7 protein-coding genes, 1 pseudogene and 1 riboswitch are annotated in these 12764 nt (G+C 43.1%); of the genes and pseudogenes, 4 read left to right on the top strand and 4 right to left on the bottom strand.

Features of this window, described 5'->3' with window-relative positions:
* Positions 1-21 precede the first annotated feature (21 nt).
* The 4 genes from JCM10596_RS18190 to ftsE form a co-directional block, all read right to left on the bottom strand.
* Positions 22-1497, bottom strand: coding sequence for a S41 family peptidase (locus JCM10596_RS18190; protein ID WP_025028355.1), 1476 nt, complete (start codon positions 1495-1497; stop codon positions 22-24).
* A gap of 157 nt (positions 1498-1654) precedes the next feature.
* The gene (locus JCM10596_RS18185; protein ID WP_025028354.1) at positions 1655-2866 is read right to left on the bottom strand and encodes a murein hydrolase activator EnvC family protein; all 1212 of its coding nucleotides are present in this window, start codon (positions 2864-2866) and stop codon (positions 1655-1657) included.
* 36 nt (positions 2867-2902) lie between these two features.
* Positions 2903-3799 carry a permease-like cell division protein FtsX gene (gene ftsX, locus JCM10596_RS18180; protein WP_025028353.1) on the bottom strand — a complete coding sequence of 299 codons (897 nt, stop codon included), beginning with the start codon at positions 3797-3799 and terminating at the stop codon, positions 2903-2905.
* A complete protein-coding gene (gene ftsE, locus JCM10596_RS18175) occupies positions 3789-4475 on the bottom strand; it encodes a cell division ATP-binding protein FtsE (RefSeq protein ID WP_025028352.1) in 687 nt (228 codons plus the stop codon). The genes ftsX and ftsE overlap by 11 nt, the downstream gene beginning before the upstream one ends.
* Before the next feature lie 289 nt (positions 4476-4764).
* A riboswitch (SAM riboswitch) is annotated at positions 4765-4879 on the top strand.
* Between the two features lie 128 nt (positions 4880-5007).
* Here ftsE and JCM10596_RS18170 point away from each other — a divergent pair.
* The 4 genes and pseudogenes from JCM10596_RS18170 (at position 5008) to metH (ending at position 12606) form a co-directional block, all read left to right on the top strand.
* Positions 5008-6120: a methionine biosynthesis PLP-dependent protein gene (locus JCM10596_RS18170; RefSeq protein WP_025028351.1), complete on the top strand. Its 1113-nt coding sequence runs from the start codon at positions 5008-5010 to the stop codon at positions 6118-6120.
* Between the two features lie 2 nt (positions 6121-6122).
* Positions 6123-7298 (top strand): cystathionine beta-lyase, encoded by a 1176-nt coding sequence (metC, locus tag JCM10596_RS18165; RefSeq protein ID WP_025028350.1) that lies wholly within the window; start codon positions 6123-6125, stop codon positions 7296-7298.
* A gap of 19 nt (positions 7299-7317) precedes the next feature.
* Positions 7318-9176: pseudogene (locus JCM10596_RS26340) on the top strand (bifunctional homocysteine S-methyltransferase/methylenetetrahydrofolate reductase).
* Entirely contained in the window at positions 9157-12606 is a 3450-nt protein-coding gene (metH, locus tag JCM10596_RS18155; protein ID WP_025028349.1) for a methionine synthase, read from the top strand. The pseudogene JCM10596_RS26340 and the gene metH overlap by 20 nt, the downstream one beginning before the upstream one ends.
* Positions 12607-12764: the final 158 nt, after the last annotated feature.

The following is a 12764-nucleotide window of genomic DNA, read 5'->3' as shown; positions in this document are numbered from 1 at the left end:
GATTCAAACTCCCTGCTATTATTATCGGATTTCCTTGACTAAAACTTCAAGTGCTTTTTGAAGCTGTAAATCATTTTGAGGATTTTTGATGACCTCAATAAGTTGCTCCTGTAAAAGAGAAGCTGTCTTTTCATCAACCTGTCCTGTTGCTTTCAGATTGTTTTTTGCTTGGAAGGATTTCACAGCCACTTCTGTTTCAGGGCTATAGAAGCCATCCCCTCGACCTGGATCATAGCCTAGCCCGCGTAAAATCACTTGCAGGTTCTTCACCTGTTCACTGTTCATATCTCGTGTTAATGGCTGCTCTGCTTGGATTGGTACAGCCTTAAAGTAATCTGGCTGCTCCACTTCGATATCTGGCTGAACCCCTTTTTGATGAATCCAATTTTCTTTCGGTGTTAACCATTTGGCTATGGTAATCTTTATTTCACTTGAATCCTTTAATTCGACAGTGCTTTGGACAGTTCCTTTACCAAAGGTGGTTTTTCCGACGACTTTATAATTTCCTGCCTCCTGCAAGGCAGCAGCAAGAATTTCTGAGGCACTTGCGCTTCCATTGTCGACAAGAATGGTAATGGGATATTCTTTCTTCCCTTTAAAAGTAGATCGGTACACTGCCTTCTGTCCTGTACGGCTTTGAATCTCTGTAATAATGCTTTCATTTGGAACAATTAATTTCCCAATCTCTCTTACTGCGTCTAGGTACCCTCCTGGATTCCCTCTCACATCAATAACCAGGCCAGCCATTCCTGCCTTTTCTAAGCTGGTTAAGGCAGTCGCAAAATCCTGAGCTGTACTCGCAGCAAAAGAAGTAATTTGAATTTTTCCGAAGGTTTTTCCATTGACCTTCATTGTCTCACTATAGACGGTTTCTAGTGGAATCTCATCACGGATGACGGTGATCGTGATCGGGTCTGTAACTCCTGGTCTAGCAATTTCTAGTACCGCTTCTGTATTCTTTGGTCCTCTAATTTTTAAGACCGCTTTATACAAGTCCAGCCCTTCAATGTTTTCTCCATTGACGCTAAGGATCTGGTCATTAGGACGTAAGCCTGCCTTTTCTGCTGGTGCATTGCGAATAGGAGCAACGATCGTCACACGCCCGTTCTGAATCATGACTTCCGCTCCGATCCCTTCAAAAGAAGATTGCAAGGAGGATTTAAACTGCTCGGCAGCTTCGGGGTCCATATACACAGAATAAGGATCCTCCAAGGTATTCAGCATTCCTTCGATGGCTCCTTCTAATAGCTTTTCTTCATCAACTTCTAAGACGTAGTTTTCACTGATCACTTTATAAGCCTCAGCGATTTTATTAAATTTTTCCTCTACGTTTCCAGTCGATTTTTTGCCATCTGATTTCGTGATGTCCTCTGCCTGACTAAGCTGTGGAAGGCCTTCTTGGTTGGGATTCATTCCTATGACGATATAGGTTGCTATACTGCTTAGGATAATAGATAGACCGACTAATAAAAAGACCGTTCTAGCTTGAAATTTCACATCTCCACCACCTTATCTATGATTGCGTCAAGAAGGCTTCTCACAAGGAGAAGATACTTGATTCTGCCTGTGTGAAGCCTCCTGTTTAGTTTATGTGAAGCCTGTACATACTATGATTCTTTTTTGTACTTCCTAGAGCCTGTCCTCTTATTGTACACTACTTTTTCAAATATTTCATCGGATCTACCTGAGTACCATTCTCATGAACTTCAAAGTGCAGGTGAGGTCCGGTAGAACGACCTGTCGATCCTACCTCGGCAATCTTATCTCCCTTGGCTACCTTGTCCCCTACTTTGACCTTAATTCCGCCATTTCGAATATGGGCATAGAGCGTTCTAATATTATCTCCATGCTCAATGATCACTGTATTTCCGTAACCTCTTAAATACTCAGCAACAATCACGATTCCACCAGATGCCGCGACAATTTTTGTCCCTTCTGGTGCTCCGATATCCGTTCCACGATGACCTTTTCTCGCACCCGTAAAAGGATCAGAACGAAAGCCGAAATTTGAGGTGATGCGCTTGCTATCCGGTACTGGCCATAGGAATTTCCCATCGAATTGTAAGTTTTCAATTTCCTTGTTTTTGGCAGCGATTTGATTGGCGAATTGGATGGCTAATTGAGCCTCTTCTTCCTCCTGTGCCGCTAAATCCTCTTGTACCTTATTGATTTCAGCAATTCGCAGGCTTTTCTTCTTTTCTTGCTCTCTCAGATTCTCTTGCATTTGGTTTAACTCGACAAGCTGTCCTTCGAGCTTGACCAAAAGCTCTTCAATTTGCAATTTTTTCTCTTCTATCACTTCTTTGTTCGCCACATATTGATTAATGATCTTTTGGTCTTGTTGCCTGACCAAGGTTAGAAACTCAATTCGATTTAATAGATCACTAAAATTGGTTGCTCCAAATAGAACATCTAAATAATTCGTAGCATCACCAAATTCATACATAGAACGAACTCTCGTCTTTAAAAGATCGTCCTGTACATCTATTTTTTCCTCGGCTTCTTTTAGTTCTAAGGCTGCCTGATAGGCTCGCTCCTCTGTTTCGCTTACCTCATTTTCCTTCTTGGTCACCTTTAACTCTGTTTCAGTAAGCTGTAAATCAATGGTTTCAATTTCTTGATATAGCTTAGACTCTTCGTTCTCGAGCCGTTGCTTCTCTTGATTGATCTTTTGAATATTTTGCTTCGCTTCTTGCTGCTTTTTCTTCAGCTCTGCAATTTGACTCTCTAGTTGCTTTACCTTGGTTGAATTGGCAGACCCTTTTGAAGCTTCTCCCCAATTGATAAATAGACTGCCTGTAACAAGAATAGCAACAAGCAAGCTACTATATATCGTTTTTCTGATAGACAAGACTCTCCTTTGCATCGGCTTCCCTCTCAATCTATTAGATTCCAAACTTGATTAGATTCGTAAAAATCGGCGAACAGACATCAAACTTCCCCATACGCCAATAAAGGCACCTATTCCAAGCAATAACGCACTCAATTGATAGGCCAAAGGCAGGATGGGAAGTAATTCGAAGAAGTTCAGGCTTAAATACTCTCCTACCGCTTCTAGCAGTTTATGGTAGCCTGCAATAAGCACAACGATAGGAATTAAGGCTCCGATCACTCCTAATAAAAGCCCCTCAATAATAAAAGGCCAGCGGATAAACCAATTCTTAGCTCCTACTAATCTCATAATTTCAATTTCTCTTCTTCTGGCCACGATGGTGATTTTGATCGTGTTAGAGATTAAAAGCATCGCTGTGAAGGCTAATCCAACAACGAAAATTAAGCCTAAGTTTCGTACAGCATTGGTCACCGTAAATAGTTTTTCTACTACACTAGCGCCATAATTCACTTTATAAACATGGGCAAACGTCGTTATTTTTTCGGCTACTTTGGGTGTATCTTGTGGGGTGGAGGTACGTACAATAAAGATATCGGGTAAAGGGTTATTCTCTCCCTTAAAGTCCTGAAAATGCCTACCTTGTTCTCCCATGCTGTCAATAAAACGTTCAATTCCATCTTCTTTCGCGACAAATTCAATGCTTTCTAGCTCTCGAATTTCTTGAAGCTTACGCTCTACCTGCTTGATTTCAGCTTCTGCAGCAGTCAGCTCTAGGAATACTGTAATTTCCACCTGGTTTTCTAATTCCCCAGCAATAAAATTAATGTTTTGTGCCAATAATAAGAATACACCTAGGATCATCAGAGTAATGGTTACCGAGAGAACTGAAGCAAATGTCATCCACGTATTACGGCGTAAATTTTTGACTCCTTCACGCATATGTCGGACAAGAGTTCTAATTTTCATATCCGTAATCTCCTCTAAGCTGATCTCGAACAATGAGTCCGCCTTCAATGGCAATGACTCGCTTCTTCATGCCATTTACAATATCTCTATTATGAGTCGCCATTACAATCGTCGTTCCTGAGTAATTAATATCTTCAAAAAGCTTCATAATATCCCACGAGGTGTCTGGATCTAAATTCCCTGTAGGCTCGTCCGCAATGAGGAGACCTGGGTTATTAACCAAGGCACGAGCAACGGCTACTCTCTGCTGCTCCCCACCTGAAAGTTCAACAGGCTTAAACCTCGCCTTATGCTTTAATTTAACTAAATCCAACACTTCCATCACTCTTTTTTTAATTTCTTTTCGAGGACGTTCAATCACTTCCATAGCGAAAGCAACATTCTCATAGACAGTCAAGGTGGGTAAAAGTTTAAAATCCTGGAAAACAACTCCCAGGGATCTTCGCAGTTTTGGTGTATGCCTATTTTTCAAATGAGTGACATTCGTCCCATTAATAAAAATCTCACCTTTTGTTGGCTTTTCTTCTCTATACATTAATTTAATAAAAGTGGATTTTCCTGCTCCACTTGGACCCACTACATAAACGAACTCACTTTTATTTATTTGTACGGATATCCCGTTTAAGGCATGGACACCATTTGGGTATGTCTTCCAAACATCTTGCATTTCAATCATTTTGATCACATCCAGTTTTGAATTGTTGTCAGCGTTTCGTGATTTTCAGAAATGCACTAGAAATGCATTATTTCCAATGTAAACACTTCGACACAATCGAATAAATTCCTCTTACAAATGACGAAAATCAACACTTTTTATTATACTTTAAAAACAGAGTAAAAAATTTAACAAATGTTGACATTTTATTAAATCATACTATTTTTATGCGTTTTTCTCAAATTTCTACTTGCCAAAATCTCTTTTTTCATGTAAGTTAATTATTAAATATTTAAAAAAATGAATTATTTTCTTATCCAGAGAGGTGGAGGGACTGGCCCTGTGAAACCTCAGCAACCAGCCAAACAAGCGTGATTGGTCAGGTGCTAATTCCTGCAAGTTGTACTCAACTTGATCGATAAGAAGAAGCTAACTTAATTTCTAGCCTTCTTCTTATGGAAGAGGGCTTTTCTTATAGATTCGACACCTTGACACAGCCCATCAGGAAAGCTCTCGCCTCAAGATTTTTTGATGAAATGGAGGACATTAAAACATGTCAAAAAAGAAGGTAGAAACCACTTTAGTTCAAATTGGAAACCGCAGCGAAGAAACAACTGGAACTGTTAACCCACCCGTTTATTTCTCCACAGCCTTTCGCCATGCAGGAATTGGGCAAAGCACAGGATTTGATTATACAAGAACAGGCAATCCAACAAGAGCCATTCTAGAAAAAGCCATTGCTGATCTTGAAGCAGGAGATCAGGGCTATGCCTGTGCCTCTGGCATGGCGGCTATCCAAACACTGATGGGCTTGTTTAAACAAGGGGATGAATTATTGGTTTCTCAAGATTTATATGGAGGAACATATCGTTTGTTTGAACAGGGCTGGACCCATTGGGGCATCTCAGCCTCTTATGCAGACAGCCGTGATATCGAAGCATTTGAAGCCAAAATTACAGATAAAACAAAAGCCTTGTTTATCGAAACTCCGACCAACCCTTTAATGCAGGAAACGGATATCAAAGCCATCAGTCAGCTTGCTCAGAAGCACCACCTACTTCTCATTGTTGATAACACCTTCTATACCCCTTTTATCCAACGACCGATTGAGGATGGAGCAGATATTGTCATCCATAGTGCAACCAAATACTTAGGTGGACACAATGATGTCTTAGCTGGGCTTATTGTAGCCAAAGGAGAAGAGCTGTGCGCCAAACTGGCTATGTATCATAATGCGATTGGTGCTACACTTGGTCCTCTTGACAGCTGGCTCCTGATTCGCGGAATGAAGACCTTGGCTCTGCGCATGCGCCAGCACGAAGCAAATGCCAAGCGCTTAGTGGAGTACTTAGAGCAACACGATTGTGTCACGGATGTACTCTATCCAGGTCGAGGTGGAATGCTCTCCTTCCGTCTACAAAAATCAGAGTGGATTAATCCCTTCTTACAGCAGCTGCAAATGATTAGCTTTGCAGAAAGCCTTGGCGGAGTAGAAAGCTTCATTACTTATCCCGCTACACAGACTCACATGGATATCCCCGAAGAGATTCGAACAGCTTACGGTGTCTGTAATCGCCTCCTTCGATTTTCTGTAGGAGTAGAACACGAGGACGATATTATTGCCGATATTGAGCAAGCCTTACAAAAAGCGAAGGAGAGTGTTTAGAAATGAAGAATGATCAACTCAGCCTTCAAACAAAGCTGTTGCACAACAAGCATAAATTTGATTCTCTGACCGGAGCTGTCAGTGTTCCCATTCAGCATGCCTCGACCTATCATCAGCCTAGTGTAGATGAGTTTGGACCCTATGAATACAGCCGAGGGAGTAACCCGACACGCGACGCCTTAGATGAAGCGATCGCCGAGCTGGAAGGAGGCTGTCGAGGGTTTTCCTTTGGTTCTGGAATGGCGGCAATCTCCACCTGCTTCATGCTTCTGTCTAAAGGGGATCATGTGGTCATTACTGATGATGTCTACGGAGGAACCTACCGCGTCATTACTCAAGTATTAAATCGCTACGGGATTGAACATACCTTTGTCGATATGACCAATTTGACAGAAGTAGAGAAAGCGATCCGACCAGAAACCAAAGTTGTCTATCTAGAAACCCCCTCTAATCCATTAATGAAAGTTACGGATATTGCTGCTGTAGCCAAGATCGCCAAGAAGCATGGCTGTCTCACTTATGTCGACAACACGTTCATGACTCCTGTGTTACAAAGACCTTTGGAATTAGGAGCAGATGTTGTTTTGCATAGTGCGACTAAATTTATCGGGGGGCACAGTGATGTGGTAGCAGGGCTTGCTGTGGTCAAGGATGAAGCTCTGGCAAAAGAAATTGCCTTTCTGCACAATGCCTTCGGTGCCATTCTTGGTGTACAGGATGCTTGGCTGATCCTGAGAGGCTTGAAGACCCTTCATGTCCGTCTAAAACAGTCTTCAGAAGCCGCTCTAGCCATTGCTCAAAGCCTTTTGGAGATACCTGCTGTAGAAGAGGTCTATTATCCAGGACTTCCTAGTCACTCGGGATATGCTATTCACCAAGCGCAAGCATCAGGCGCAGGAGCTGTTTTATCTTTCCGCTTAAAAGACCGTGATGCAGTTCGAAGCTTTGTCGAGCATGTGCAAATCCCTGTATTTGCTGTTAGCTTAGGCGCAGTGGAATCCATTCTTTCCTACCCGGCAACCATGTCACATGGCTCGATGCCACCTGAGGAAAGAGCAAAAAGAGGGATTCATGATGGTCTCCTCCGCTTTTCCGTTGGTTTAGAAGACCCGCAAGATATTATTCAGGATTTTACCCAAGCCTTTGCCAAGGGAAGCACCTTAGATAAGGTAAAATGACACAGAAGGAAGTGAACCAATGCCATTCTTAGATGATTTAAAACAGAAAATCCTTGTTGCTGATGGTGCCATTGGCACCCTTCTCTATTCTTACGGAATTGGGCACTGCTTTGAAGAGCTTAATATCTCGCATCCAGATCAAGTGGAACAGGTCCACCGTGCCTATCTTCAGGCAGGAGCACAGGTTCTCCAAACCAACACTTACGGAGCCAACTATGAGAAGCTATTACGCTATGGTTTAGAAGATCAAGTGAAAGAAATAAATAGACGTGCTGTTCAGATCGTTAAAAGTGTCGTTCAAGATGAAGCTTATATTTTGGGAACCATTGGGGGCATTCGCGGAGTCAAGAAAAAGGCAACCTCACTCAGTGACATTAAAGCTTACTTTATGGAGCAAGTAGACGCCTTATTAACGGAGGGCGTAGATGGAATTCTCTTAGAAACCTATTATGATTTAGAAGAATTAAAAACGGTTCTTAGCCTCGCCCGCAGCATCACTCCTCTGCCCATTGTCGCTCAGGTTTCCTTGCATGAAATAGGGATTCTACAGGACGGGATTCCCATTGCCCAAGCCTTTCAAGAGCTAGAAGAGCTGGGAGCCAATGTCGTAGGCTTAAATTGTCGTCAGGGTCCCTACCATATGATTCGTTCTTTTGAAGAAGCTCCCTTACCGTCCAAAGCCCTTTTGTCTGCTTATCCCAATGCCAGCCTACCTGATTTAGTTGATGGAAAGCTTACGTATTCCTCTTCCCCAGCTTATTTTGAAGAGAGTGCCCTCGCATTACGTGAGCAGGGAGTACGCTTAATCGGTGGTTGCTGCGGTACGACACCTGAGCATATCAAAGGAATTGCCCAAGCGGTTCGCGGGCTTGAGCCTGTAACGGAAAAAGAAACGAAAACACACCAGCAGCGAATCGAGGTTCACTATGCAGACAACAAACGGGAACAGCATCTACATGAAATTGTTCAGCAACGCCCCTCCATTATTGTGGAGTTAGATCCTCCTAAACAATTGAGTACAGAGAAATTTTTTGCAGGAGCCTTAGCCTTAAAAGAGGCGGGAATTGACGCTGTGACTATGGCAGATAATTCGCTCGCTTCTCCTCGAATCAGCAATTTAGCTATGGGCTCGATCTTAAAAAATCAGTATAACATTCGCCCGCTTTGTCATATAACCTGCCGTGATCGCAATCTCATTGGCTTACAATCTCACATCATGGGCTTGCATACAGTAGGGATTAACCAGTTGCTTGCTGTAACAGGAGATCCAACAAAAGTAGGCGACTTTCCCGGTGCAAGCTCTGTCTATGACCTTTCTTCATTTGAACTTATCCATTTAATTAAACAGTTTAATGAAGGAATCTCTTTCTCTGGTAAGCCTTTAGGACAAAAAACCTCCTTTTCTGTTGCAGGCGCCTTTAATCCCAATGTTCGACATTTAGATAAAGCCGTCAAACGTTTAGAAAAGAAGATCGAGCAGGGGCAGATTATTTCATTAGCCAGCCAATCTATTGTCATGAACAATTGTTTGATGTATATGAAGCAACGAAGCACCTAGCCGCTCCCATCTATATCGGAATTATGCCCTTGACCAATACTCGCAACGCAGAATTCCTGCATAATGAGGTTCCTGGGATTAAGCTTACGGATGATATTCGCAGAAGAATGGCAGCACACGGACAAGATAAGGAAAAAGCTCAAGTGGAAGGGGTCAAGATTGCCAAGTCACTGATTGATACAGCCCTCCCATTGTTTAAAGGAATTTATCTCATTACTCCGTTCATGCGTTATGAGATGACGGTCGAGTTAACAAACTATATCCATCAACAGATATCCTCAGAAGAAAGGAAACAACAACATGGCAGAAACGTTATTTGAAAAACAATTAAAACAGAAAATATTAGTCTTAGACGGTGCCATGGGAACCATGATCCAACAGGCTAACCTTACGCCAGAGGACTTCGGAGGAGAAGAATACGAGGGGTGTAATGAATATTTGGTATTAACTGCTCCTAAGGTGATCGAAGAGATTCATCGAGCGTATCTCCTAGCAGGCTCAGATATTATTGAAACCAACACCTTTGGCGGAACAAGCCTTGTCTTAGATGAATACGATCTAGGTCATCTCGCTTTAGAGATCAATCGAGTAGCAGCTCAAATTGCCCGAAAGGCGGCTGATGAGCTCTCTACCCCTGAATGGCCTCGTTTTGTCGCTGGTTCTATGGGACCAACCACCAAAACCCTTTCTGTCACAGGAGGAACCACCTTCGAAACCTTGATCGAAGACTATGCCGAGCAAGCCATCGGGTTAATCGAAGGTGGTGTAGACCTTCTTTTGCTGGAAACAAGTCAGGATATGCTGAACGTTAAAGCAGGTTTTATCGGCATTGAAAAAGCGTTTGAACAATGTGGAAAAAAACTTCCCTTGATTGTTTCAGGAACCATTGAGCCTATGGGAACAACGCTGGCTGGGCAAAACATCGAGGCTTTCTATCTTTCCTTAGAGCATATGAAGCCTAGCTGTGTGGGACTTAATTGTGCCACAGGACCCGAGTTTATGACCGATCATCTGCGCTCCTTATCTGAATTAGCCACAACCGCAACCATCTGTTATCCAAATGCGGGATTACCTGATGAGGAGGGACATTATCATGAATCCCCTCAGTCTCTTGCCAAGAAACTTGAAGGCTTTGCAGAGAAAGGGTGGCTCAACATTGTGGGAGGTTGCTGCGGAACCACGCCTGATCATATCAGAGCGATTGTCGAGGTTGTTTCGAAATATTCACCACGAGTCCAAGTAAGTGAGCATCCTCATGCTGTCGCAGGAATCGAACCACTGATCTACGATGAGAGCATGCGTCCCTTATTTGTCGGTGAGAGAACCAACGTCATAGGTTCGCGCAAGTTTAAGCGCCTGATCGCAGAAGGCTCCTATGAAGAAGCTTCTGAAATTGCCCGTGCTCAAGTAAAAGGCGGTGCTCATGTGATCGATATCTGCTTAGCCGATCCAGATCGAGATGAGCTTGAAGATACGAAAAATTTCTTGAAATATGTGGTCAACAAGGTGAAAGTCCCTCTGATGATTGATTCTACAGACGAAGAGGTCATCGAAAAGGCCCTTTCCTTCTCTCAGGGAAAAGCCATCATTAATTCTATTAATCTTGAAGATGGCGAGGAACGTTTTGAAAAAGTTCTGCCACTTATCCATCGCTATGGGGCTGCCGTTGTTGTCGGAACGATTGATGAAACAGGGATGGCAGTCACTGCAGAGAAGAAGCTTGAAGTGGCGCTACGCTCCTACGATTTACTCGTCAATAAATATGGCTTGCATCCAACAGATATTATTTTTGATCCGCTTGTTTTTCCAGTTGGTACAGGCGATCAACAATATATTGGATCAGCGAAAGCAACGGTTGATGGGATTCGTCTGATCAAGGAAAAGCTTCCCAAGTGCTTGACCATTCTAGGAGTGAGTAATGTTTCGTTCGGTCTCCCTCCTGTGGGACGTGAGGTCTTAAATGCGGTGTTTCTCTATCACTGTACTCAGGCTGGATTGGATTATGCCATCGTGAATACGGAGAAGCTGGAGCGCTTTGCCTCCATTCCTGAGGAAGAGCGAAAAATGGCGGAGGATCTACTCTTTGAAACTACGGATCAAACCTTGGCAGACTTTACTGCCTTCTATCGTGGCAAGAAAGAAACGAAAAAAACGGTTGATCTTAATCTTTCCTTAGAAGAACGCCTAGCAAACTACATTATTGAAGGAACAAAAGAAGGGCTTCTGCCTGATTTAGAAAAAGCGCTGCAAAAATATCCTGCTCCTCTGGATATTATCAATGGACCCTTAATGGCTGGAATGGCAGAGGTAGGCCGCTTGTTCAACGATAACCAATTGATTGTTGCCGAGGTTCTGCAAAGTGCAGAGGTGATGAAAGCCTCTGTTGCCTTCTTAGAGCCTCATATGGAAAAATCGGAAAATAACGATAGCGGAAAAGGCAAAATCATCTTAGCCACTGTCAAAGGCGATGTACATGATATCGGTAAAAACCTTGTAGAGATTATTCTCAGTAATAATGGGTTTAAAGTGGTTGACTTAGGAATCAAGGTGACGCCTAATGAGCTGATCGAAGCAGTCCGAAAGGAGCAACCAGATGCCATCGGGCTCTCTGGACTCCTAGTCAAATCTGCACAGCAAATGGTCCTCACCGCCCATGATTTAAAGCAAGCCGATATTTCAATTCCTATTCTTGTTGGTGGCGCGGCACTAAGCAGACAGTTTACTGATAACAAAATTTCTGCGGAATATGACGGTCTAGTCGTCTATGCCAAGGATGCCATGGATGGCTTGGATTTAGCCAATCGCATTCAAAATGAAGAAGAACGAGAAAAGATCATCCTAGAGAAGAAACGGAAAAAAGAAGAACAGGCTTCTCTCAGCCGAAAGCAAGGAAACGAAGCCGTCCACACACCTGTTCCAGCAAGGTCCGATGTCTCTACAGATGTCCCGATCTACCTTCCTGCCGACCTGGAGCGACATGTTTTACGAGATTATTCCTTAGCCTATATTGAGCCATATATTAACTGGCAAATGCTACTGGGGCATCATCTCGGGTTAAAAGGAAAGGTAAGTCGACTCTTAGAGGAGAAGGATGAAAAAACACTACAGCTCAAGGATACGGTGGAATCCCTTCTAGCAGAGGCAAAACAGGAAAAATTAATTACCACTCATGCGATGTATCGGTTTTTCCCAGCTCAGTCCGAAGGGAATGATGTGATCATTTATGACCCAGCAGATCGTTCTAAGGTTTTGGAACGTTTCTCCTTTCCAAGACAAAACAAAGCTCCTTTTCTCTGCCTAGCGGATTATCTCCGTTCAGTCGAGAGTGGAGAGATGGATTACGTCGGATTTTTTACCGTAACAGCAGGCTCCGGTATCCGTGAAAAGTCGCAGGAATGGAAGGAAAAGGGGGATTATTTACGCAGTCATGCCCTGCAAGCTCTCGCCTTAGAGCTGGCAGAAGGCTTTGCTGAGCGAATCCATCAGGTTATCCGAGATAAATGGGGCTTCTCTGACCCGACCGATTTCACCATGCTGGATCGCTTCCAAGCCAAATACCAAGGGCAAAGATACTCGTTCGGTTATCCAGCCTGTCCCAACCTAGAGGATCAGGAAAAACTATTCCGACTTCTTCAGCCAGAGGATATTGGCATTCATTTAACCGAAGGATTTATGATGGAGCCAGAGGCTTCTGTTTCTGCCATGGTCTTTGCACATCCAGAAGCTAGATATTTTAATGTTCAAATGTAGAAAAACAAGTAACAAATGAGAACCAAAATTTTAAGCTTTCCATATCGATTTTGTTAAAAGACAAAATGATATGGAAAGCTTTTTTTGTTCTTGCCTTTGCTACTTGAAAAATAAGCCCTCAGACGTAGGAATATTCCGCCTTCTTCACCCTATTTATT

The sequence above is a fragment of the Caldalkalibacillus mannanilyticus JCM 10596 genome (assembly GCF_000615945.1).
GTDB classification, from domain to species: Bacteria; Bacillota; Bacilli; order Caldalkalibacillales; family JCM-10596; genus Bacillus_AT; species Bacillus_AT mannanilyticus.
The sequence above is the reverse complement of the archived record's forward strand: the minus strand, read 5'-3'. Positions and strand labels throughout refer to the sequence as shown.

Bases quoted from the DNA above. Each gene is read 5' to 3' on its own strand.
- JCM10596_RS18185 (WP_025028354.1), bottom strand. From the start codon at position 2,866: ATGCAAAGGAGAGTCTTGTCTATCAGAAAAACGATATATAGTAGCTTG.
- ftsX (WP_025028353.1), bottom strand. From the start codon at position 3,799: ATGAAAATTAGAACTCTTGTCCGACATATGCGTGAAGGAGTCAAAAAT.
- ftsE (WP_025028352.1), bottom strand. From the start codon at position 4,475: ATGATTGAAATGCAAGATGTTTGGAAGACATACCCAAATGGTGTCCAT.
- JCM10596_RS18170 (WP_025028351.1), top strand. From the start codon at position 5,008: ATGTCAAAAAAGAAGGTAGAAACCACTTTAGTTCAAATTGGAAACCGC.
- metC (WP_025028350.1), top strand. From the start codon at position 6,123: ATGAAGAATGATCAACTCAGCCTTCAAACAAAGCTGTTGCACAACAAG.
- metH (WP_025028349.1), top strand. From the start codon at position 9,157: ATGGCAGAAACGTTATTTGAAAAACAATTAAAACAGAAAATATTAGTC.